General features: G+C 33.3%; 12 protein-coding genes and 1 pseudogene. 7 read left to right on the forward strand and 6 right to left on the reverse strand.

Annotated elements, in window-relative coordinates; genetic code table 11:
- The first annotated feature begins 244 nt into the window (after window positions 1–244).
- The 5 genes from AXE80_RS02895 (at window position 245) to AXE80_RS02915 (ending at window position 10,201) form a co-directional block, all read left to right on the forward strand.
- Complete coding sequence (locus tag AXE80_RS02895; protein WP_068824397.1) at window positions 245–4,390, forward strand: hybrid sensor histidine kinase/response regulator transcription factor; 4,146 nt, start codon at window positions 245–247, stop codon at window positions 4,388–4,390.
- A gap of 152 nt (window positions 4,391–4,542) precedes the next feature.
- Complete coding sequence (locus tag AXE80_RS02900; RefSeq protein ID WP_157359329.1) at window positions 4,543–7,458, forward strand: hypothetical protein; 2,916 nt, start codon at window positions 4,543–4,545, stop codon at window positions 7,456–7,458.
- Window positions 7,459–7,462: 4 nt separating this feature from the next.
- Window positions 7,463–8,578, forward strand: coding sequence for a T9SS type A sorting domain-containing protein (locus AXE80_RS02905; RefSeq protein WP_068824398.1), 1,116 nt, complete (start codon window positions 7,463–7,465; stop codon window positions 8,576–8,578).
- 122 nt (window positions 8,579–8,700) lie between these two features.
- Window positions 8,701–9,546, forward strand: coding sequence for a T9SS type A sorting domain-containing protein (locus AXE80_RS02910; RefSeq protein WP_068824399.1), 846 nt, complete (start codon window positions 8,701–8,703; stop codon window positions 9,544–9,546).
- 154 nt (window positions 9,547–9,700) lie between these two features.
- The gene (locus tag AXE80_RS02915) at window positions 9,701–10,201 is read left to right on the forward strand and encodes a hypothetical protein (RefSeq protein WP_068824400.1); all 501 of its coding nucleotides are present in this window, start codon (window positions 9,701–9,703) and stop codon (window positions 10,199–10,201) included.
- 58 nt (window positions 10,202–10,259) lie between these two features.
- Here the strand turns inward: AXE80_RS02915 and AXE80_RS02920 are convergent.
- The 6 genes and pseudogenes from AXE80_RS02920 to AXE80_RS02945 all read right to left on the reverse strand — a co-directional run.
- Window positions 10,260–10,493: pseudogene (locus tag AXE80_RS02920) on the reverse strand (integrase core domain-containing protein); the annotation flags it as partial.
- Between the two features lie 253 nt (window positions 10,494–10,746).
- A complete protein-coding gene (locus tag AXE80_RS02925; RefSeq protein ID WP_157359330.1) occupies window positions 10,747–11,325 on the reverse strand; it encodes a hypothetical protein in 579 nt (192 codons plus the stop codon).
- Between the two features lie 6 nt (window positions 11,326–11,331).
- A complete protein-coding gene (locus AXE80_RS02930) occupies window positions 11,332–14,115 on the reverse strand; it encodes a GH116 family glycosyl hydrolase (protein WP_068824402.1) in 2,784 nt (927 codons plus the stop codon).
- 113 nt (window positions 14,116–14,228) lie between these two features.
- The gene (locus AXE80_RS02935; protein ID WP_068824403.1) at window positions 14,229–15,725 is read right to left on the reverse strand and encodes a sulfatase; all 1,497 of its coding nucleotides are present in this window, start codon (window positions 15,723–15,725) and stop codon (window positions 14,229–14,231) included.
- 501 nt (window positions 15,726–16,226) lie between these two features.
- Window positions 16,227–18,710, reverse strand: a complete 2,484-nt coding sequence (locus AXE80_RS02940; RefSeq protein WP_068824404.1) for a GH116 family glycosyl-hydrolase — start codon at window positions 18,708–18,710, stop codon at window positions 16,227–16,229.
- A gap of 57 nt (window positions 18,711–18,767) precedes the next feature.
- The gene (locus AXE80_RS02945) at window positions 18,768–20,966 is read right to left on the reverse strand and encodes a glycoside hydrolase family 2 protein (protein WP_068824405.1); all 2,199 of its coding nucleotides are present in this window, start codon (window positions 20,964–20,966) and stop codon (window positions 18,768–18,770) included.
- A 914-nt stretch (window positions 20,967–21,880) separates the two neighbouring features.
- Between AXE80_RS02945 and AXE80_RS02950 the strand changes: the two genes are divergently transcribed.
- A complete protein-coding gene (locus tag AXE80_RS02950; RefSeq protein ID WP_083194703.1) occupies window positions 21,881–24,973 on the forward strand; it encodes a SusC/RagA family TonB-linked outer membrane protein in 3,093 nt (1,030 codons plus the stop codon).
- Between the two features lie 12 nt (window positions 24,974–24,985).
- Window positions 24,986–26,770 carry a RagB/SusD family nutrient uptake outer membrane protein gene (locus AXE80_RS02955; RefSeq protein ID WP_068824407.1) on the forward strand — a complete coding sequence of 595 codons (1,785 nt, stop codon included), beginning with the start codon at window positions 24,986–24,988 and terminating at the stop codon, window positions 26,768–26,770.

A 26,770-nucleotide genomic window follows, 5' to 3' on the forward strand; every position in this document is an offset into this window, starting at 1 on the left:
TACAAGTACTTTTTTTATATTTATAGAGTTAGAGAATTTACAGTTTAAATTTAATTAGATGAACATATGAGACCAATATATATAAAACGACTATGTTTTACTTTAAATAGATTTTTGAATAGTTTATATATAAGTTGATTTATTCAATTTTCCTTTGAATATATTTTTAATTTTTCACCATACATAATTAATTAGTAATAAAAGTTAATTTAAACTTCTATTTTTTTAAACTGAAATTGAAAGCATGTTTATTAAGTTTCTTACCACATCATTAATACTGGCTCTATCGGCTTTTAATATAGTAATTGCTCAACCCAACGTTCTTAAGTCTAAACAAAACCTTACTATATCAGATGGGTTGGCACACAACGGGGTAACATCATTGATTGAAGATTCATATGGTTATTTATGGATTGGTACTTACGATGGTTTAAATAGGTATGATGGTTATAACCTAAAAACTTATAAAAACACTTTAGAAGAAGATATATTGGTAAGCAATCGTGTCAGAACTATTTCGGAAGATAGTAAAAGTAATCTTTGGATTGGTACCGACAATGGAATCTCTATCTATAATCAGAATACAGAAAAATTCAAAAGTTTATATCCCAATAAACAGAATAAACTCGCTTCAACCAAATCAATTGTTCGTAAAATTTTGTTTAATGAACAAACAGGTATTGTAGTTTGTGCTACTGAGGGTGATGGCTTGCTTTTGTTTAAAAAAAATCAGGAGTTTATAAATAAATATATTCCGTCAAAAAAGACATATAGTAAATCGGTCTTGTTTTTTGATGGTATTAACTTAGATAAAGATAATTATCTGTTTGCAACATCAGTTGGTTTATTGATTTTTAATACAGAAACTAAGATGTTTCAAAGAGTTCTTGATGATGAAGTTAACTATTGTAACGCTGTACTCAAAATAGATAATCAAAATTTACTTTTAATATTGAAAAGGGGAGTTGCTTTTGTAGGATATAAAAGTGATAACAATATCTACAAGTTTAAAATTTCACATAAGGCTTTGGGGTCGGATAATTATAAAAGTGCATCAATAGATACTTTAGGGAATTTATGGTTAGGCTCCTTGAAAAATGGTTTGATCCATATTGATAATATGAACCTGTTAAAAGAAAATAAACCATATAAATTATCGTTTTATAAACCCAAAAAAGGCTTGTTAAGGTCTAGTACAATATTGGCTGGCCACAAAAATATTTGTTGGTATGGAACATTTAATACAGGCTTGCTTAGGTTCGATGTTAAAGAAAACCCATTTAAGAGCTATAATATAGAAATGGATTATGAATATGGTATTCATTCAAATAAAGCAACTTCTGTTTCTCCATTGGATGATCATCGAGTTTATTTGGCATCTTACTTATCACAGGATCATGGAGGAGGTTTAGCTTTGTTTAATACAGACTCTCAAAAGTTTGAGCCTCTTCCATTCGATATTTCAAAGAAAGAGTTAGATTATATTCGGTCGGTTTTTGTTGATAAAGATAATAATACGTGGTTAAAAAGTTCGATGTACGATTTACAACTTGTAAGGGCGGGGGGGAGCAAAATTGAAGGTATTAATGATGAACGTCTTCATGGTATCACATTGTTCTCCACTACAGAGGATCGTTATGGTAATTTATGGATTGCTGGAGGAAAAGGAATTGTCAAAATTAAAAAGCTTAAAAATGGAGATATTAAAGAAATAGAAATTTTAAAAGACAATCCGTATTTTAAAAATAATGATTTATTGTATCCTCGTTATATTTACGCAGACCCACTTCATGATTTTGTTTGGATAGGAACAGATAAGGATGGTTTATTTAGAATTAATGCTGAAAAGGATTTGCCATTAAACCAAGCTAAAGTAAGGCAATTTGTGTCAAATAAAAAGGTTGATCTTTCCATTTCAAGTAATTTTGTTACTTCCATTCTAAGATTGCCAAATGATGAGCTGTGGATAGGAACAGAAGGTGGAGGTATTTGTAAGGTTATAGATAGTGATACCAATCCAAAGTTTATTCCATATTCTGAAAAACATGGGCTGTCAAACAATGTTGTTAAAAGTATTCAGTATGACGATAGTCAGAATTTATGGATTTCTACAAATATAGGATTAAATAAACTTGACACTAAAGAAATGCGATTCCAAAACTTTGATTTGTCCGATGGAGTGCCGTTTGATGATTTTTCATTTGCTTCAACCAAACTTAAAAATGGTTATATGCTGTTCTCAGGGTTAGATGGTTTTTGTTACTTCAGTCCAAAAGATTTGTTGGATCATGATGCTCTTCCTACCTTGGAGTTTGATGAAGTTAGGCTTTTTAACGAAATTATTCTTCCGGGAGACACCATTGCAAATAGAGTACTTTACAATAAACGTTTAACGGATCAAGATGAATTGAAATTTCGATATAATGAAAACTTTTTTTCAATAAAACTCACATCACTTCACTTTTCAAATCCAGATAATCACCATTTAAAATATAGGTTAATGCCGATAAATAAAGATTGGATTGAGATGCCGTCACATCAGCAAACGATATCTTATAATGGTCTTCAGTCCGGAGAATATGACTTGGAGGTTATGGCTTCAAACGCTATGGGTAAATGGACAGAACCCAAAGTTTTGAAAATTAAAATTTTACCTCCGTTTTGGAAGACAGATTATGCTTACTTATTGTATTTTTTATTTGCCATACTATTTGTCTATATAGTGGTGAAAATCTTTTCAAGAATACAGGCTTTACAGTATAATCTAAAAATTGAACAGTTAGAAAAAAATCAGGCAGAACAAATAAATGCCGAGAAACTTCGATTTTTTTCCAATATTTCACACGAGCTAAAAACCCCAATAACCTTAATATTGGAGCCCGTAAAAATGCTTTTAAAACAGTTTAAAAATAATTCAGAAATTCAAGAAAAACTAAACATTGTAAAACGTCAATCTAAAAAGTTAAACCATTTAATCAGTCAGGTACATGATTTTCAGAAAGCTGAGGCTAAGGTTTTAAAAATGAATTATTCAAGGTTTTGTTTCAATGAATTTGTTGAGGAACTAATTATAGATTTCAATTTTCTAGCTAAGAACGATAATAAAACATTAGAAGTGATTAGTAGCAAAAACAACATTGTTGTCTCGGCTGATTGTGATAAACTAGAAAAGATATTTAATAACGTATTAAGTAATGCCTTTAAGTACACAAAAGAAAATGATACCATAAAAGTTGAGTATAGTGTTAGCGGTAAAGATTTAGAAGTATGTATATCTGACACCGGTAAAGGTATTGATAGTGAGGATTTAGCACATGTTTTCGAGCGTTTTTATCAATCACATAAACAAGATAATGTTTATGCAAGCGGTTCGGGTATTGGTTTGGCATTTGCTAAATTATTGGTAGAGATGCACTATGGGTACATCATGGCAGAAAGTGAACTGGGTAAGGGGACCCGTATTAAAATTCGTTTACCAATCGTTAAACAGGAAACTGCTAAAAACCAACCAAAAGTAGAAAAGGTTATGCTCATGGCTGAAAAAGGATTTGAATTTGAAACTCAATTGTTGCCACAGAATAATCCTTCAAATATAGAGATAGATGTTAATTTTTCTGACGCTCTAATTTTTTATGCTGAAGATAATTCAGATATGAGAAACTATGTATCAAAAACACTTTCAAAATATTATAAATTAAAAACATTTAGCAATGGTCAGGAATGTTTGGATGCCATGGAAGATGAATGGCCAGATATTGTTATAAGCGATGTGCAAATGCCCGAGTTGAATGGGATGGATTTGTGCAGAAAAATAAAATCTGAAATAAAAACAAGTCATATTCCCGTTATACTATTAACAGCTCTTACAAATATTGAAGATAAAATTAAGGGTATTCGTGATGGTGCAGATGCTTATATTAAAAAACCGTTTAACCTGCAATTACTTATAACTAGAACAGAAACTTTATTAAATAATCGCAAACAATTGCGTGAGCGTTTTCAAATAGGGATTCCGCTTTCTAAAGAAAATAATTTAAATAATAGAAATGACAATGCTTTCTTGGAGAAATTTTATAATATCATTGAAGAAAACCTTGATAATCAAGATTTAAATTTAAACGATCTTACAAAAGAACTCTATCTAAACAGAACTCATTTTTACCAAAAGGTAAAAGCGCTTACCAACTTAACGCCGTTTGAGGTTATTAAGGAGTATAGACTTAAAAAAGCGGCTGGATTTCTAGTGCAAAAAGATGTATCTATTACAGAGGTGTGTATTATGACAGGTTTTAAAAGTAGATCACATTTTAGTAGATTGTTTAAGGAGCAATATGGTATTGCTCCAAGTAAGTATGTTTCAGATTTAAAAGAAAAATATAAATCTTCCTAATACTTTTAGATGAAAATGAAACTTGAAAATAAAAGCCTTTAGCTCTACTACTCTACTATATTATTTTTACGTTTAGTAACATAATATAAATTTTAAGACATGTTTTTTGTTATGTGCATTAGTAGTTTTATTTAAAAATAAAACTTAACATAATGAAAAATAATTTTACTTTACATCCAATAGTCTTTTTATTGGCAATCTTTTTTGAAATTACTGCACAAGGCAGTTTGCCTTTAAATAAAAATTACTATGGTTTTGAAAGTGCAGAATCAGGATGGTCTTCAGAGAACGCTGAAAATTGGTCGTTTACTAACGAAAAAGCATCTCCAGGAACTTATAGCTTAAAATATAGTCTATCCAACACATTTAAGGATTCAGGTTTATATAGTATTGAAACTGGTCATACTATTTCAAAAGTACGTTCTTCGGTATCATCTTTAGGAGCTTATATTGTAGCGAGTAGTTATGAAGGTATCGTTTTAGGGGTTGGTTATGATGGTACGATCCTTTGGGAGAACAAATTATCGGGGTTTATGAATCACGATTTGTGGTGCGAAGATATAAATGACGATGGAGTAGATGAAATATTCGCAGCAAATGCCAACGGAACACTTTATTGTTTAAACAGTCTGGGGAAAATTTTATGGGAATTTAAAGTAAATGATGCGCCTATGTATGGGGTTTGTGTTGTTAAAAAGGATGATATTCCATATGTGGTTTGTGGAGGTTATGATAAAAACGTGTATTACTTAAGTGCTGATGGAACTTTAAAACAGACTTTGGAAGCTTCAACATATTCTAAAAATAAAACTTGGGGAGATGTTACTGCACCATCAAATACCCATGTTACCAATTTTCTTAGAAAACTAAAAAAAGCCGATGGTACGGATATGTTGGCCATTTCAGGAGCAAATAACAATATTCAGATATCTGGCTATATGTATTTTTTCGAGGTTTTGGGAGAATCACCAACGTCATTCGCAAAAATTAACATAGCCAAGCCCATTGGAGATATGCGTATTGTGGATATAGATGGGGCTCAAAAAGTTATTATGGGAACAAGTGGCCATATAGGAAGCACTCGTTTTGTTCAAATGAATCCGTTTGATGTATCTGAACCACAAGCAATCATGGATATTAATACGATAAAAAGTAAAGTAGGTAATTTTTCTTATAGTGTGGTGCAACCAGAAGTTATACCAGATGGATCAAGCTATAAATATTTCCTTTTACATGGTCCAAACATTATTTTGGTAGCACCTGATATGGATCTTTCTAAAGCGGAAGTTATAACTTCTAATTTTGCATTCAATGATATGTGGAAGGAGCCTGTAAACAATAAAATTATTTTGGCAAGTGCACAAAGTGGAGGAAGTGCCATCCATGTAATTAATACTAATAATCCAGGATGGAAGGATGCTTTTAAAAATTTATCGCCACCAGGAAAAATTAAAGCGATACTTAATAACACCACCAAATTGACTGCTAATTTAGCAAATTTCACAAAACCATCATGGGAAAGAAATCCACATGATATTTATTTGTTATATGAAAATTTTAAAAACATTAATACAAGTGTTTATAATGCCCCAAAATTTATACCTCAAAATTGGTTTACTACGGTTCAAGACGGGGCTACTTGGAATAGGGATGCAATGGAAAATGACAGGTATAGAGATAAAAGAGATAAAAGAAAAAAATATATCTTAACTGAAGACCAGGTGGTTAGTAATATGCAGTCTAATTTTGATGAAAACGGTATTTCATATTGGGGAGGTCATGGTAATGATCCTTATTATTATAGTCTAGAAACCACCAAAAAAGTTATTGATTTTGCGGCAGGTAGAAAAACAGCACTTATTTATCCCGAATTGGAAGATCATACTGATGATTTCCAGTTTGTAATGGATGATCTTTTTTATCCATTAGCAACTTATGGAGATAATAAAAATTTGAGTTTATTTATAAGATCAAAAAATATTTTTTGGCAGGGAAATGCTTATTTGCCACAATGGTCAAGGTTATTATCAGGTGAATTTGCACATGTTTTTGTGCCTTCTATGGAAGAGACTAGCGATAAAACTATGGATCTAAGCCTTTCGGGCAGAATGGGAGTTTGGGCAAGTGGTGCTGTAGACAGTTGGGGATCCAGAGCAGTTCCTGATAATATGAGTTATGATCGCTTGCGTCAATACTCATACCAACAGTTGGATAATGCATTTCTAAGACAATTGGTATATGCCGCAGCTAGTGGTGCACAGTATTTTGATAATTTTGTGAAACCTGTCTTGTTTGAGCAATTACTTGCAAAGGGAGCGTTATTTGTTCCAAAACGTTCAGAAATAGTAAGTTTTTCTCCAGTGCATTTAAGTATGGTCAATCCAGATACTCATTATTTAAAAGAGGGGACAGACACTAAATGGCTCACAAAATTTGATCAGGATTATGAGGATAACAATCCTTTTGTGTTTAGTAGAATGAATGGGTCGTGGCCTGGTGCACCTACAAATTCTTGGGATTTTTCAAATTATGCAGCATGTGTTAAAGAACGTCGTTTAAACTTTTTACCGTCTTATGAAAATGGTATGGTTTTAATAACACCGCCACAAACTGGAATTTACGCAGATACCGGAGCTATAAGAGCACCTTTAAAAGATAACCTACATCCTTTGTATAATACGATAATGAAGGAGCATTTTACAGATGGACGCTATTATTACTCTAGTACTGGAGCACAATTTTCTGCAGACCAGTATCACAAAACTATTAAGGCAGATATTGAAGATGGTGCTACAAAAATTCCATTAACGGTAACAGGAGGTGTTGCTTGGGTAGTAGCACAAACTAGCCCGACTCATTTAAGGTTAACCATTATTGATGGGGGGTATATCAATCCTAGCCGTAAGATTGCAAAAGTAAGGTTTAATACAGTTAGACCTTCTAAAATGACAGATCTTTTAGAAGGAAAAATATTTAGTGTATCAAACTCTTCAGAGATAGAAATTGATATTCCATGTGGATTGTTCCGATTTATTGATATTGAACTTACAGCACCTTTATCAAATTAAAGTGATGAGAGAATTATATAAGATAACACTGTTTTTGTTTTTTTTTGGATTGAACCAAATATCATCTCAAATTTTAGATCCTATTGATTTTGGCTTTGAAGAAACTTCAATTGCAGATTGGACTCAAACAATAGGATTTACTGAAGAAACTTCTATTGTTGCTTCTGGTTTAAAAAGTATGAAGGCCACGTTGCATTATCCGTTATCTAATTCACCTAAACTTCAAACCTACCGGAATTCAGGAACATCCAACGGTACTTTTGCATTAACGGAAGGAAATTACAATGCCACAGTTATGGTTTATTTGGAGGGTGAAGTACCTTCTGGGTTGATAATTTCACCAACAGCAGCACCAGTATTTCCAACGTTTACTCTAGATGGAGTTGCAAAAAATCAATGGGTTAAACTTACTGTGCCCTTCACAGTTGCTTTAGGGGAGGAACAATTGAATAATTGGGTAATAATTCAATTTACGGGATTACCATCTTCAGGTTCAGGTACAGTTTATATTGATGACATTAAAATAGAGCCTGAGATAAATGAAGTGATACCCTATGTGTCTAAAATAGAAACTATAGAAAATGCATTTTTAAATTTAGATACAGGAAAATATAATTTGGCGCTAAATGTTTGGGTAGATGCTGATGCTACTATGTCAAGTTTCCATACCTATATAGACGAACCATTTACGGTTCTTAAATGGGACTTAACGGACGTACCTAAAGACCAATGGGTGGCACTTAATCAAGATTTTGTTTTAGAAACACCGGCAGTGAATTCAAATTTTAAAATTCAAGTTAACAATAGTCCCGAGTATGGGGGTGGTAAAGGCACTTTTTATATTGATGGCATTAGTGTAACCAATAGTGCCTTGTTAATAACGGAGAGTACTTTAGGAGATATTAAAATATTTCCAAATCCTGCCAAAGATTTGCTAAATGTTTGGTGTCCTGTCAACAGCAAAATAACTATTTATAGTGTGCAAGGCAACGAAATAAATTCAATAACAAGTACTAAAGACCATTTTGAGTTGCCAATTTTAAATTTATCTAAAGGAATATATATTATTAAGTTTTCTTTTGATGGACAGGTAAGTACCAGAAAGTTAGTAGTTGAATAGCTTAAATATAGGTATAGATAAAGTTTATGTATTAATAGGCACATGAAATTTACCTATAGACATATGAGATTTTATGTATCAAACTACATTGCAGACAAAACTATAACTAATTAATAATTTTTATGAAAAAACAATTACTAAAAAAAAGATTCCTTGTTGCACTTGCTGTTGCATTTACAGGAATCCAAATGAGCGCACAAGCAAATTATAATACCGATGCTTGGGATTTTGAATTAGACGGTGGAGTTAACTGTAATTCTTCTTGGTGTGATGGAGGTACAGATATTGTTACTGCTTGGAGACAAGTTGCAGGTTTTGAACTATCTTCTGAACAAGCACAATCTGGGACTTACAGTATGAAAAATGATTTTACAATAACAGCTGATGGAGGAAAACTTCAAACGTGGAGATCTCAAGGGAATGAAGGTAAGGTGGAGATCACTGTTGCGGACCAATATACTGCAGTTGCATGGTTCTATATAACTGGAACAGGAATTACAGAAGGTTCAGGTACATTTAGAATGACATTGGAAAATTCTAGGATTGCGGATTTTAATCTTACGGGACTTCCTATAAATACATGGACAAAAGTAGAAGTTAATTTTAGTACTACTCATGATGCTGGTACAGGTTTTTGGAGTAATATCAATTTTATAAGTACGCCAACGGTAGGTTCTATTGTTTATGTTGATAATATAAGTTTTGTGCCAGCTGCAACTTTGAGTGTAGAAAAAAATACTTTAGAAGATGTAGCCGTTTATCCAAACCCAACTAAGGAAACATTAAGCATTAATAGTCCTGCAGGAAGTAATATTGTTATATACAACCTTTTAGGAGCAACTGTTAAATCAATCAATAATGCGAATGCCTTGCAAGATGTGTCGGTTTCAAATTTAAAAAGTGGTATGTACATGGTAAGAGTTACTAATAATGGTAAAGTTTATCAAGATAAAATCATCAAATTATAAAAAAGTATTAATGGCGGAAAAAATATGGTTTTGTAACTTAAATTACTATCCTCTCTATTTTCTATTAAGAAATTTGTTTTAACTGCCATCTAAAAAATTGAACGAGACATTTTGTATTATAAAATATTAATATTATAAACTAAATTTAATTAAAATGAAAAAAGTATTATTTGTAGTAACCGTAATTGTTTTTAGTGTAACAGGAGTTACAGCTCAAGAAGTTCAGGAAAGCTTTGAAAAAGGAAGTAAAGGGTGGTGGACACCATCTAAGCAAGTGTGGTCGGTTTCTAATGATAAGGCTTCCGAGGGGAAGTCAAGTTTAAAATTTAATTGTTCTCAATTCCCTGAGGGTGCTAAGGGTATTAAATATCAGAATGTAGGTATGAAATTATCTGCAGGTACCTATAAGATAACGGCGAAGGTATTTGTTGAAGAAAACTCAAAGGTAACAGGTTTTAGTATAGCAACAATGAAGCCTTTCAAAACTGTGAGTATTAAATTTACAAAGCTAGCTAAAGGAGAATGGGTAGATGTGGAACAAGAAATTACATTAGAAAAAGATGCTTCAAATGTAGTAATAAATGTTTCATCTAATCCAAAGTGGGGTGGAACAGGTACCTTTTACTTAGATGATTTAAAATTTATTAAATCATAATATTATTTAGTAGTATTAAAATGAGTCGTCCTAAAATAAGTTGACGATTAAAAAATATTTAATGCAGAGCTTTTAAAAGCTCTGCATTTTTGTTGTGTATAAAATTAGGTGTTTTATAATTTAAACTTAAGTGAGGTCTTTTTGTGTTATATATTTCTACAGTTTGTTCAATTAGCTTTTGTAACTCTTGTTTAACTATTCCATTAATCCTCTCAGCTAAAGCATTTTGATAACAATCATAACCCTCAGTCATTGAAGATTGAATGTTATTATTTCTAAGTTTCTCTTGGTAAACTTCAGCAAGAGATTCCAAAATTAAGAAAAATGTACTGAGGTAAATATTTTTTGGCAATAGGATATGGAGCTTGGAGTACAAGGAGCATAGCATAGTAGATGAAGTGATGAATGAGTATTTAGAGCATCATCATAAGTCAAATTGAGAAAACACTAATTTTATAGTTGAATAGAAAGAAAAAGGGGAACTTAAGTCCCCAATAAAACAAAACTCTATACTTTTAGTGCAGAGTGATTTAGTTAAATAATATCTAAATAGATTCCGAGATTTTATCACGAAGTTGTTTTTCAGCTACATCATTCCAATATTTACAATCTAACTGAAAGAATACAGAGGTATAAGGAATATTTAAGTTAGTTTTTATTACTAAGACATTAAATTGATCAGAAGTTTTGCTTAGCATTGATATAATGTCGTCATGCATCACTTTATTTAAATTACTTTTGTCAAATATGCCCATTAGTGAATCTCTATATGCTGTAATACCTTTTGCTGCATTTTCATTTACATAATCAATTTCCTTATCCAAATAAATAATAGGTTTTACATGCTTTTGCTCATTAAGTATGGACATTACTTTTTTTAGGGTTTCAATCTGACCTAATGGACTTCTTAGCATTGTTATACCAAGGCTACTTTGAAGTGGATAGGCTTCATCAACTACTACTATCCAATTACGGTGACCAAAACGCTTTATTTTCTCTTCGACTATATCATCCCAATTTTCAGTATCATCTGCAATGGGTCGATTTGATTGTAGTGTCTTATCATTTGAGTCAATACACCCCACTAGTAAGGTAAATGTTAACAATATAACAATATATTTCATCATCTTTTATTTTAATTGAATGCTAAGCTTATCATTTTTATTCAGCTGAACAGTTTGATCAACGTTGATACTAACTATGTCACCCTTCTGTTCAAAGGAAGCTTTTAAACTTTTACCGTTTAAATGAATATCTAGTTGCTTTACCGTTTTCCCTGGAGTAACATTTAAATTAATGGTATTAAGCATTAGTTTTCCATAGGCTAAATGAATTGACCCTGTTTGAATATTATTGGTTTTGGTCTGTGAATAATTACCCCAACCCTCTGAAGCCGAAAAGAAACTTTTAAAATTTTCAGGTGTTAATTTTGGGTTATATCCTATAATACCTTTTGGTCCGTTATAGGTAAATCCACTTATTGAAAGTAGTACATTCCATGAGTGCATCGCTCTCGAGTAGTGGTCAGAACCTTCAATCTCATTCCAAGGATTTCGCTTTGTTCCATTATATCGGTCATGAATGGAGCGAATAACAACAAGTCCCTCTTTTACCAGTCCTTCGTTAATCATATCACAGCTCGCTTCATATTCCAATCCTGTCCATATATTCGCCTTGTCATGCAGGTTTTCAAAATTTTTTGGAGGTGTTTTTGGCCAACTTCCGTTTACCATGGCACCTTCTCCAATTGCTGCTAGGGTTCTATGCTTTGGTTTTTGGAAATTGTAAACAGTACCAATATCGGGCGTGTAGTTATATTGGTAAATACTATTTGCTGCCGTTAAACAATGCTGTTGAGGTAGAATATAGCCCAAACCTAGTTGATGTGCCCAATTTTGACCAAAAAGTTGTTGGGCATCACATCCAGTACTTATATAATAATTTGGTGCGCCATTATTGAACCCCTTTATAAAAGCTTCGGCATTACTATCAATAACCTCTGGTGAACTAAATCCGTTTCTAATCCCATTATCACTTTTAAAACCTGTAGGGTATAAGTGCACATAATACTCTCCGTTCCACATGTGCTCATTCATAAATGTACTCCCTGTTTCAAAAATAGCATGGTATCTTTTTGCTAAGTTAAATTCACCTTGTACTTTTGCCATTTCTTCAGCAGCTCTTAACGCGGCAAGATATAACGTATTATTATACGGATTAGGCCCATACCACATCGGATCCCAAAACGTTTGTTTACCTTCCAGAACACCATTTGGCTCTAGTCCTATTTCGGCACCATCTTTAAAAATATGGTACCCAATAGCCATTTTAACCTTATCCCAAATAGCATCTAAAAAGGTATTATCTTTTGAATTTAAATGCTCACGATAAGCTTTTAGTACATAACCACTTTGCGCATCGGAAGCATAACTATGGATAGCATTGGGGTCGTTAGCACCATATCCACGAAAATTAATCCTTCCCGATTTGCTATAACCAGAATATGGCTCATCTTCATTAAAATCTTGCAGCAAACGCACAGAACGTTCCAACTCAGGAAATAGTTTTGATATGGCCGTTACAAAATTATATACATGTCCGCAAGTACCTTGACAAAACCCGATACCTTCATAAGCGTATAGCCTTCCATTTTTCCATATAGCTATATTCCCCGCTGCCAAAGTAGATACGGGCATGGTAATTCTATTGGCAAGCCAATACGGTAAAGAGGTGTTGTGATATGTGTTTCGGAAATGTTTGGTATCCGAATAAAGCGCGTTAAAATTAGCGCTCACGTAAGATGCGACATCAAAAGCATTAGTGTACCAATTATTATAAAGATGACCTACCCAACCAGGAGCTTCGTCTCGGGCTTGTTTATAACGTTTCCCATTTTCATAAGCATTTGGAAAATACCAAGTCACTAAAAAAGTAACTACTTTCGTTTTATTAGGAGCCACTTTTATATGAGATACTACTTGACCACCAATAGCAGTTTCTGAAGTATATGATTGTTTTGAGTTCTTTATTTTTTCACCTTTTTCCCATTGTTGAAGAAATGTTTCATTTGAAAGATTGGAAACAAGAACGTTGGCATTTTTATCTAATACCGATAAAGAAAATCCTCCCAATTGTGGGTGTTTCATAACGGATTCAGACGTATCCTTAGGATTCATCTCTAAGGAAAGACCTTTCACGCCTTTAGATTTCATAATAGTATTAGTGTAGCTGACCTTAGACTTGATAGGAAACTCTATGTTCTTTAGCCATCCGGATAATGCCACTTCTACCGATTTATCAGAAGTATTTTTTATGGAATAGCGAATAACTGTTACAGGGTTGGAAGAACTTCTCAAATTAAGAGGAACAAATGGTGAAAAAACCTCAGATTTTATTTCGATAGGAAGTTTCCCATTTTTTTTCTGGTAGGTTAGCTGAGACATTGGGTATTCTCCAATAAATTGAATGTCATCAAAGTCTTGATGATTCAATCGAAGCACTTTATAATTTCCAGAAGCTTCTTTAATACGAATGGAAAAAGCATTATTCACTTTAGATTCGAGAACCACGGGGTTTATGTAGTTATATCCAGACGATAGTCCGTGACCAGTATTAGGTTGTTGCATTTGGTTATAAACGGATTCTGTAAAAACTAATTTACCTTCCCCTGTTATTTCTACTTGACCAGTACCTATACCACCACAGGGCATAGCAATGTATTTAAGCTCTTCATCGTTATAAATTTTCTGTTCTCCTTTTTCTAAAAGAGACTCTATCCATTTATTGTCTAATCCTTTGTTTATAGGAATATAAGGTTTATTTCCACTTACTTGAGCTAAAAGCAATAGAGGCATAAAAATGGTTATAATGGCTATTGCAGTATCTGTTGTTTTAAATTTTAAATTTATTTTCATTTTTGCTATTTAATTATCCAATATTTTCTCATTATTACTTTTCAAAATCTATTAAAGTTCAAATTTTATGCTTAAATCAAAAAAACGATTCAAGCTTTAGCAGTTCGATTTTTTTAATGATTTATATAATTTGGATTGGCTTTGGGAATTACTGCATTGGTGCTTTTGAGATATTTAGAGAGGTCTTTTTGCATTTCTAAGACTTTATCAGGCATCGATTTTGCTAAATTGTTAGTTTCACCGATATCTTTAAATACATTATATAGAAGAACATCTCCCTGATGATAATCTACAATCAATTTATATTCACCGTCTAGCATAGCACTTGTAGGATAGCTTCCCTCGCCCTGATAATGTGGAAAGTGCCAATATAATTTGCGACTGACTAAATCACCACCTTTAATTAAAGGGACAAGACTAACTCCGTCTTGATGTTGTTTAGGTAACAAAGGTTGTCCAACCATCTCTAAAATAGTAGGGTAAAAATCGGTGCTTGTGACCGCTGTTTCATTATGCATGCCAAACTTGGTTACACCTGGCCAATGTATTAATAAAGGTGTACGTAAACCTCCGTCAAAATTAAAAGTTTTTCCACCTCTTAAAGGCATTACGGCTGTGGGTGGTGAATGAAAAAAAGCGGTTCTACCACCATTATCGCCAGTAATAATGATTATAGTATTTTCAAATTGACCAATATTCTTTAGATGCTTAACAAGTTTACCAATATTTTCGTCCAATGTTGCTAACTCTCCCGCATAGTCTGGAGAATCTTGACGACTATTATATGGCTGATGCGCATAAGGATCATTAATTTTTCGCTCTTCTTCTGAAAGTTTTGGAAGTTTTTTAGCTTTTTCGGTAAACTTTTCCAACTCATCTTTTTTTGATGCTATTGGTGCGTGCATAGCAAAATGAGACAAATAGAGAAAGAAGGGCTCAGAACGTTTTTTATCAATGAATTCTATGGCACTTTGCGTTAATAAATCCGTGAAATTATCACCTGCTTTGGCATTAGGAAAATATTTTCGACCTCTGAATGGGTAGAACATAGAGCAACTATTTTCTTCAATAACTGCTTGTTGGGTTGAAAACCCATGAGCAGCAGGACCGCCTGTTTTTTTAAACTTACCCATGTGCCATTTTCCAAAAAAACCAGTATCATAGCCAACACTTTGGAGTGCTTCTGCAAGTGTGGTTTCATCATTACTAATCCCTTGAACTTTTGGGGCAGGGCATAAAACCTTTTGTGCGGATGCTGGCTTTCCTGGCCAATCAGCTCTTCCTGGTAACCACTGCGTAACGCCATGCCTTGCTGGATTTTTACCTGTTATGATACTTACTCTAGTAGGTGAACACATGGGGCTTGGTGTATAGCAACGATCAAAGCGCATAAATTCTTTAGATAATTTATCCAAATTTGGAGTTTCATAAAATGTGGAGCCATTGTACCCAACATCGTTCCATCCAAAATCATCAATTAAAATAAAAACAACATTAGGTTTTTTTGAGGTTTGCGCACAAGCTGTATGTACTAATAATAGTAAAACAATAGCTATTAGGATTTTCGGAAAGGTGGCTAGTGTTTTGATTAGCGGTTTTATTCTTTTCATTTTTTAGAAATTTAATAGTCTTATATAAATATTATTCATATAGATTGAATGATAATGTTATTCAGATAACCCAAGCGTCATTGACTTATCATTGTGCTAGTACTAGATATGCTAATAAATTTTTGGAAGGGGCTTAGGGGGGGCTTTTTCAGAGAACTACTCGTTATTAGTTGGTTACTTTTCGTATAATGAATATGATGTATTAAAGGTGTTTTTCCATCAGTGTACCATGATTCCCATAGCTAGTCGTCCGATTTGTTTATTGGGTAACACATAAATTACAGAGCCATCTGTAGCAAGGATATGTGGTACTACCAACCATACAAAATGTTGGTATGTTTTCTGAAGTTTCAATGATATTGATTCAATAGCCTTAATATTTTCATGTTTATCCAAAACAGAACCTGAGAGATTAAAAATAGTTATGATACAGTTGATAACTGTTTATATAAAGTCTCAGGTCTTGTTTTGGCATTAATATTCAAACATGTACATCACATACTATCCTTGATCTAATATAAGTTCTTCACCTGCCTTTAAGGATACGTTTTCTGTAAGTATTTGACCATTAACCATTAACTTATCTAGTTTTAATTCCCCAGAGGTCAGTTTTAAAAGAATAGGTTCGCCAATACTAGCATCTATTATACCACTAGCATGTGCAGTAAAAAAGGGTAACCTGTACGGAGGTTCTAATTTAGGTGAGAAAGCTAAGACCCCTTCGGAAGCATTATATTGTTGACCACTAAGTGCCATTGGAATACCCCATAACATTAATTGTCTACCATAGTGTGAATTGGTATGCGGATAACCAGTTGATGCAGATGTAAGATCTGCATAGTCCCATTGATCGTTGATGTTTGTACTCCAATGTTCAATAACTTTTTTGGCTTGTTCCATGCTTTGGTTAGGCTCCATACCTAAGTATAAGTTTAAAATAGTCCAATGGATACTACCTGCTTGCCAAATGGTATTATTTACGCCAGATGCTGAATGGTCTTTATATTTATAACTGTGAGGAAGTACCTTAAGGCCATAAGGTGTTTCTCCAACTGAAATCTCGGATGCTAAATGAGATTTTAGCAATGTAGAATCCATTAGTTCGCCAAGCCCTAACATATAACTCCAAACTTGCGCAAATTGTGTATCTACATGTAAATCATCATTGTTTTGTTTTTTTACGTTCCACCAATTACGAAAATATTTGCCTGTCCAAAATTTTTCTTTTAGTGTTTTTTGGGCTGTAGTGATGTTGTCTTTACAAAGTGTCACAAGCTCATCGTCACCATAAATTTTACCCAATTCCATAGTTGCTTTTAATGCTGCCAAGTGCATAAAGGCGTTATATGATACTAGATCCTTTCTACCAAAACCAGAAAGGTCATAGGTAGCTGCAAGACGGTTTGGTAATCCCAAACTTTTCGATCGTTCTATTTGCCATAAAGCAGCACGTTTTACATGTGGCCACATGCTATCTACAAATGCTTTGTCATTATCCCACTTGTAAGTTGCATACACACTTAGAATAAAAGAAGGGTTACAATCTCCAAGAACTCTTCCTGGGCTAGGATGATCTAATTTGTCTTTTGTCCTTCTTGTCCATAATTTTTCAGGAATGTATCCATTTTCTCTTTGAGCATTACCATGTGCGCTAATAATGCCTTTTTTCAACTCTGGAAAAAATAAATCGTAAGGCAAGGTTCGTGAAAAATCGATGTGGATAGGATTGATGTTTGGACATGCAAATGACTCCCATTGTCTAAACCTATTGTCTTTAGTCCAAAAACTTGTTTTAGTAATCGTAGCTGTACTATTTACCATCGCGTCTTGTAACCATTCGGGTAATGTATTGTCAAAGCATATCGCATTCCAGTCCAATATATTTTCCCAAGTTTTTGGTAAACGATTAAGGGCTTTGTTAACAACATCAGTACTATTGTCAAATAATTCGGTGTAGTAGTTACCTACGATTTCTACCGAAATTGGTCGATTAGGAAAATACCAACCTAATGCTATAGTTATGGTGCGTGTTTCACCGGGTTTTAAATTAGCTTGAGCACTTAAAGCACCATACGCACCAGAAGTTTTATCAGGGGTATTAAAAGCACCATTTTCATTAAAGGTATTCCATAATACATTTAAATCATCAGCTACTGCATAAGTGACTTTGTCTGCGCCATTAGCTGCTAAGGTCATATTTCCACTTGCGGGTTCTGTACCGTCTTTTGTTAACACTAAACCGTTTTCTACTTTAAAATTACCTTTAATATGGTTTGGAAGATTGAATAGAAAAGATGTTTGCGCTGATGTTTCGTTAGGATTGTGAAGCTCAATACTAAAAAGTGCACAGGGCGTAGCCGATGCTTTTGGATCTCTTATCTTATATTCAGAATAGGCGTATAATTTAGCTTCTACAGGAAGTTTTGAGTCCGTTAAAGTTAATTTAGAAACTGGAAAAGATCCTGAATACTCAATTTGATCAATAGCAGGTAACCCTTTTGGTGGGTGGGTGCGGAGCGTAGTCGCTACCACCTCTTTATTTTTTTCTTTAACCCATAACCCCATAAAAGCATTGTTAAGTTGGGTTTTTCTATTTCCTGTTGCTGGTGAATTGTTAAAAATATCCCAATCCTGAAAACTTCCATCTGCTCTTAACTCCACAGAGCCTGCTCCAAAACCACCTAAAGGAATAGCTGAACGCATTCCTGATGGTGTTTCAACTTTTAATGTGTCCTTAATTTCGAATAAATACTCAGGACCATCGAAACGTCTATAGAACTCATTTGATTCTGTATAATAACCGTTAATGGCTATCCTTTCAAACTTCATATCTTTAGAAACAGTTCCCTTATTTTTAAAAACCATTTTATCGGTAAACTTTTTAAGAGATATACTAGTATTACTATGGTTATCTTCTTTACAGGAACTCGTTGCTAGTCCTAATGCAATGAGCAAGAGATAAATACTATTTTTTTTAACTTTCATTTCGTATAGTTTTTAAATTTAATTTATAGATATTTATTGTTAATTAGAAAAACTTGATTACTGTCCAAAACCACCATCTCCCTTTATACGATCTTTAATACCAATTTCAGGCTTAAGGGATTTTGCATTAGGATCAAAAGTCCAAATTGTCTGGTCTTTTATAGTTTTTCCGTTCTTTTTAACCGAGACTTCAATCCTGTTTTTACCCTTTTTAAGGGTAATGTCTTCCCATATTACAGTTTTAAAGTCATTTGTTTTAGCTGTGCTTATGGTTTTTCCGTTTACTTTTAATTTTACGGCATCAGAAATATTGCAGTATATTTTTACGGGAGTTTTGGCACTAGTTCTAATAGTATGACGTTTACTCGTAATGTGCAGAACAGGTTGCTTAGACCAATTCGCTTTATAAAAGAAAAAAGCATCTTTTTTAATTTTTCTATCGAAAGTAACTAGCCCTTTGTCGTTGATTCCTTCTTGACCGCCTTCCCTGCGTTTAGCAGCGCTAAAATCGAACATGTTCCAAACAAAAGATCCCCATATATAAGGTGTTTGACTGTAACGAGCCCATGAGGCCTCATGAACTATACTTTGCCATTCTTCAGGATGCCAAAAATCTCTTGGAACGGGTTGGTTTGGGTTTTGCTCGTGGTGTTCTATATTTGCACCTGCACCATATTCGCTAAAGCAAAATCCACCATGTTGGCTAGTGGGTTGATATTTGTCCCACTGTGTTGGATTATATAAATTTTCAATAGAGTCATACCATCCAGGATAGCGGTTCCAACCTAAAATATCTGGAATTCGGTTCATTTGTGGAGAGGCATAATGACTGGTTGCTGCAACTGTTGGTCTTGTAGGATCTTCAACAGATGCTAAGTTTTCTAAATCTACAAAATCTCGATGCGGATCATTCCTGCTAACATGAACCTCATTAAACAAGCCCCAAGCAAAAACACTAGGGTGATTTATTTGTTGGCGGATCATATCCAATAATTGATTTCTAGAGTTGGTCACGAAGTCATCATGTTCTTTTATACTTCCTACTTGCGGAATTTCAGACCATACAAGTAAACCTGCTTTATCACATAAATCCATCAAATAATCACTATGCTGATAGTGGGCACATCGTAAGGCATTTGCACCCATTTCGGTAATTAATGCAATATCCTCTTCTAAATCTTTATTAGAAACTGCCCAACCTTTATTTTTTCTATCTTGATGTTTAGATACACCTTTTAAGCGATATGGTTTTCCGTTAAGAAAAAAACCTTTATCTGGGTCAATATTAAATGATCTTAAACCTATATTTTGCGAGATTTTATCAATTGTTTTTCCTTTGGATTTAAGAGAGATGACACCTTTATATAAATAAGGGTCAATAGTTCCCTGCCATAAGTGTGGGTTTTTTATGTGTAATTGAAGCTTAAAAGGAATGGTTAGATTAGGGGATAGGTTTATTTGATGGGTTTTAGATACTACTAAATTTCCTTTATCATCATATATGTTTGCTTCCAAATCAAACAAACCATCGGGAAGTGTTTCATTTAGCTCTTTAGGAAAATGATTGAATTTTAGACCTTTATCTGTACTGTTAGATATCCAAGCTGTAATATCTAAAACAGCCTTTTCTTCTGAAACATCTGTTTGAAGCCATTTTATACCTGAACTCGCATGATCGGTTAGGTTGAAACAAATATCAGCGGTTTCAATAAGATGCACAGAACGATAAATACCTCCATAAATATTAAAATCCCCACCTAATGGTGCAATACTATTATCAAATTCGTTAGAAGCTTTTACAGCAAGTATATTTTCTTTTTTTGCATTTAGATGTTCGGTTATTTCAAAACAAAACGCACCAAAACCCCCCATGTGGTTTCCAATGTTTTTTCCGTTTAAGTAAACTTCGGCTTTGTAGCCTACAGCTTCAAAACGAAGAAAATAGCGTCTCCCGGTTTTGGGTTCAATATGTAGTTTTTTTCTATACCAACCTGGACCTCGGTAATATTTTTTGTCGCCTTTTTCAGCGGTTTCCCAACCCCAGTTATGAGGAAGGTTTAGCAGTTCCCATTCGGAATGATTAAAGTTTTCTTTTTCAGCGTCTGAAATATCTCCTTTTTGAAAAAACCAACCCTCGTTAATAATTTGATCGGTTCTATTATTATGCTGTTGACTATAAATTGTATTTACCCATATAAAAGAAAACAATGTCAGAATTGTTAATAGATATGTTTTTCCGTACTTCAAGTGTTTCATTCTAATTTTTATGTTTTTGGATTAGTTTTAAATTTTTGTGGGTATTTGATATCTCGATAAAAGTTATTTGATAGACCCAATCATTTCAAATTTCAGCTAATTTCGATTATTTGATGTGTCTATAGGTTTATTTGATGTGTACTAGAATAATTTACTATTCTTTCTAAAGGATTTGGAAGGTTACTGAACTACCAGGTGATATAGTTATTAAGTTAGAAAAATATCAGATACTAAATAAATAATACATTTTAGATTGAATTAAAAACTTCTTTTTAAGCCAAACATTTTTAATGGTAAAAGAAAATATGGGGGGGATTAGCAGGAGTGTCGATTACTTATAAAATCTAAAATCACTAAAAATCACAAATTTAGAGAAGTCTTAATTTGTTGATATCTCCCTAGCTAACGTAGAGAAAATTAAACCCTGAATTTAGGTAATAGGATGAGGTATCGTTATTGGATATTCTTTTTTTCAAACTCTGACTTGGTGTATTTTATTTAAATGGTGAATTAATAAAATAATAAGAATTGAATCTTAACAAGGTATACAACAATTTAAAGCATAAGTCATTTTTAGAGAAAGTATTATATAGGAAATAACTATAACGTAATTTAAGAATAAGCCAAATTACAGGAGTTTTCCAGCGATGAAGTATTTTGTTTAGGGTAGTAGATATCTAAGGATTTACTACTAGGTACGCTTTATAAATTATTAGACAAGTCAAATGTATGGTTAGTTTTAAATTTACATTTTAACTAATAAAAACACGATAAAATAATGAAAAACATACTTATTAAAGACTCAGGATAACGTATCTGTAAAAACAAAAGCAATACACTAAATAAAAAAACTGATTTTCTTGACAACGAAAAGGAGGTTAGTTAAACAACAAACTAATTTAAAATTAATGAAAATGAACAAACTATTAACGAGAAAAAAGTTGTTAGGTAATTTTTTACTGATGCTATTTTTTATCATCCTCAGTAGTGCTATGGAGGTGCGTGCTCAAGATTTAACTGTAACAGGAACTGTAACAAGTGCCGAAGATGGAATGCCTATTCCTGGAGTTACTGTTCTTAAAAAAGGTACTACCGCAGGTGTTCTTACAGATTTTGATGGAATATATACAATTCAAGCTAAAACAGGTGATGTCCTACAATTTCGATATTTAGGTATGGAAGAAAAGGATGTCGTAGTTAGTAAATCTACTATAAATTTGGAAATGACTTCTAGTATAGAAGATTTAGATAAAGTGGTTGTTATAGGATATGGAACCGTGAAAAAGAAAGAAGTAACAGGGGCGGTTTCTAGCTTGAAATCTGAAGATATAGAGCAAGTTGTTACATCAGATTTAGGAACGGCGTTGCAGGGGCAAATGGCAGGTGTTAATGTCATCGCTAGTTCTGGACAACCAGGAGCTGAATCTGAAATTCTAATTCGTGGTATAACTACAGTTTCAGGGAGTAATACGCCCCTTTACATTGTTGATGGTTTAATACAGGATGGGGATCCTGGTATAAGCCCAAACGAAATACAATCTATAGATGTTTTAAAAGATGCAGCCTCAACGGCAATTTATGGAACTCGTGGTGCAGCGGGGGTTATATTGATTACAACTAAGCAAGGAGAAAAAGGTTCTTTATCGGTAAGAGCTAATTCTAGCTACGGTATTCAACACCTTAGCGGTACGCCAACGCGATTGATGAATGCTAACCAACAAACCTATTTTGAATTAGTTCAAAATAGAAATTCATCAAGCCTAGGGTTGCAAGATGATGAAATAGATATTATTGGTTTAAGTCCAAACAAATTACAGTTAGATACTAATCTTTTTAAGCGTATTGTAATAGATAACCAACCCACACAGAATCATTCTGTAAATATATCAGGAGGAACAAAAGATATAACATATAGTGTAACCACTGGTTTATATAAAACGGAAGGGACTTTGGTTAATTCCAATTTTGAACGGTTTAATATAAGAGCCAATACAACATATAAGCATGATAAATGGGATATTAGGGCAAGTGTTTCAATAGCTAACGAAAATACAAATTATGCTCCTGGAGGATTAACAACACAAATAATTAAATATTCTCCATTAAGGCAAGATTTAACTACTATAGCTCCTGACGAAGTTATTGTGTCAGAAGGGGGATTGGATGGTGTAATTACAGGATGGGTATTAGAAAGCTTTGAAAATGAAAGTACTAAAGACGTAGTTAAAAATCAAACTAATTTAAATTTAAATTATAATTGGACCAAAAAATTAAAATTATCATTAAGATACGGTATATCTACAATAAACGAATACAGGCACACATTTAACCCATACAGGGAAGTAATCGATGTATTTGATAATGATTTAAGTCCAAATGCCAGTAGTGGAGTTTCAAACGCTTCTCTAAGACGATATAATAGAAGTTTAGACCTTTTTGCAACTTATAAGTTTAATATAAAAAACGATCATAATTTTACACTAACAGGAGGTGCAACTTTTGAAGATTATATAGCGGAACAGTATAGGGCAAGTAGATTAGGAGTTCTAGACAACAGCATTAAAGTTTTAAATGGTACGAGTATAAGCCCGGAAGTAAGCTCTGGTAGAGATACCCGTCATAAAATTCAAGGTGTCATAGGAAGATTACAGTATGGGTATAAAGGGAGATATTTATTAAGTTCTAGTATAAGACGCGATGCTTCATCTAGATTTTCTGAAGAATATCGATCTAATTTATTTCCTTCTACAGCGTTTGCTTGGAATGTATCTGATGAGAATTTTTGGAAGCCATTTAAAAGAACAGTCAATAACGCTAAATTTAGGGTGTCTTACGGAGAAGTAGGGAATGAGAGTTTTGGTGATTATGCGTTTGATGCTTCTATTACACCTAATATTGATTATGTTTTCGGATCAGACTCTTTTACAAACGGGGCTATTCAAACAGCTTTTGCCAATGAAGCGATTAAGTGGGAGACGTCTATTCAAACAAATTTTGGTTTAGATTTAGGTTTTTTTAAAAACAAGTTCACCTTAAGTGCAGAATATTACGACAAGACAAATAAAGATATGTTGTTTCCAATTGTTACGCCTGGTTCTGCAGGTGGTGGAGGTAATGCTCAGGTTATCCTTAACGTAGGAAACATGACAAATAAAGGACTTGAGTTAACGGCAGGTTACAAAACTAATATAGGAAAGTTGAGGTTGAAAATGAATGGAACCTTTACTACAAATAAAAATAAAGTAACAAGAATCAATGGGTTAGGAGGGTTTGCCTACACCAATGATTCAGGATTAATTCAGGGTGCAAGAGGGGCTTCCCAAGTAACTACTTTAGCTGAAGGGTATGAAGCTGGTGCTTTTTTCTTATATCCAACAGATGGTGTAGTTAATACGCAAGAAGAATTAATTGAATACCAGAAAATTGATCCAAGTGCTAGATTAGGAGACTTAAAGTATGTTGATACAGATTTAAGTGGAAATATTACAGATGCCGATAGAGTTTATAGCGGAAGTGGGTTACCAGAATACGAAATAGGTTATAATATTAATGCAAGCTACAGAGGATTTGATGTGTCGATGAACTGGTATGCCGCATTAGGACATGAAATTATGAATGGTTCAAAAGCAACTGCTTTTGGTTTTGGTAGACATGAGGACTTAGTATATCAATGGTCCGAAGCGAATCCAACCTCAAATATTCCAGCATATAGAGGACAAGTTAATAATCACGCAAATTATAAAGGGTATACTGATTTATGGTTAGAAGATGGAGATTATTTACGATTAAAACAAGTGACTCTAGGTTATAGTTTTTCTAAAAAAGTTACAGAAAGCTTGGGGTTTAGTAAGTTAAGATTGTACGCGTCTGCACAAAACCCACTTACTTTTACAAATTATTCTGGGTTTAATCCAGAAGTAGGTGGGAGAATAACAAGTAGAGGATTAGATAAAGGGAATTACCCAATTACATCATTATACTTAGTTGGTCTTAATTTAAACTTTTAAAAAGAAAAAAATATGAAAAACACAAAATATTTAATATTCATTTTTATGTTTTGGCACTTGGTGTCTTGTAATGATGAATATCTTTCAGAAAAAAATCCTAACGAAATTTCCTCAGGAACGTTTTGGAAAAATTTAAAAGATACAAATACAGGTTTGGTAGCAGCTTACAATGCGCTTTTAGATGAAGATATTTATGCAATTATTCAAGAAGGACTTAGGTCTGATATGGGATGGCCAGGATATGGAAGGCCTATTGGATCAGATGAAAATTTACGCAATTTTTATGAGTTAAACTATACAAACAGTGATGGGTATGTCCAGAATAAATGGAATGCCGCATATACAGCAATATTTAGAGCAAATCAAGTAATAAGGGCACTTGAAAATATAGAGGAAACTACCTCTGAAGAAGAAAAAGAATTATGGTTATTACAAATGGGACAAGCTAGGTTTATTAGAGGACTTATGCATTTTTATCTGCATTCCGCTTATAATAAAGGAAGTATAATTATTAGAGATGAAGTTCCAGTTAATCCAGAGGATTTCAATAAACCATTATCTCCATCAGAAGATGTTATTAAGTTCTTTAGACAAGATTTGGAATATGCATATTCAAATTTACCTGCGCAATATGAAAATCCTACTCAAAATGATGGTCGCATTACTAAAGGAGCTGCTGCTGTTATTTTAGGTACTAGTTATCTATATGAAAAGAATTATGATACAGCTATAATTTATTTTGATGATATTATAAACGATATAACTGCAGATTATGGGTATAAACTAGTAGAGGATATGAGTTTGTTATTCACTGAAGCAGGAGAGCATAATGATGAATCTATTTTGGAATTAAATTATACAAAAGACTTTAGAACAGATATAGGTGTTTGGGAGCCATATGGTTTATCCAATCAATTAGCATGGGCAGTTCCAAGCAACAAAGGACCTTTATTACCTGCATGGATTATTAATGCTTATAAAAGTGAGAACCTAGATACTTTAGATGATAGAAATTATGTTGATGATCCAGACTCTCCTACTGGACGTTCTTTACGTCCTGTATCTTTAAGAACTTCTGCTATGGTCGGAATTGTTGATGATGATGTGTCTTTATTTTCTGACCAAGTAACTGGCTTACAAATTAGAATAAGTACCAATGGATGGGGTTTTGGTGTCTATAAAAAATATACTAATCATGATTTAAGTCCAGAAGAAGTAAGTTCAGACCCTAGGGGGGCTAGGGCTTCTGGTAAAAATATTATATTAAACAGATTAGCCGATGTCTATCTTATGCAGGCTGAGTGTTTTATTAAAACAGGAGATATAGACGGTGCTTTAGAACTTATTAATGCAGTAAGACATAGGTGGGCTTTAGAATTACTTGGTCCTGAAAATCCTAAATGGTCAAACTCATCATTTGATTTGGAAAATTATAACGAACAGTCTCTTATGGAGCATCTTATGTTTGTAGAAAAACCTTTAGAAATGTCTTTAGAAGGGCATCAAACACGTTGGATTGATTTAAGAAGGTGGGGCATGTTAGGAGTAAATTTTCAAAACCTATCAAATAAAACCTTTTATGCTAAAACTGTTACAATAAAAGATTTGGAAGGAAATCCTGTAACTAAATTTAATTCATCTATTACTGAAGATCCTGGAACTGCTTCTGGATTAAGTATCATAGATTATGAATATGATGAAAAAGCAGCCAATTATAATCCTGAACTTCATGATTATTTACCTATACCATTAGGTGAAATAATGAGAAACTCAAATATTAATTTAAATGATAACTAA

It is taken from the genome of Wenyingzhuangia fucanilytica (assembly GCF_001697185.1).
GTDB lineage: Bacteria > Bacteroidota > Bacteroidia > Flavobacteriales > Flavobacteriaceae > Wenyingzhuangia > Wenyingzhuangia fucanilytica.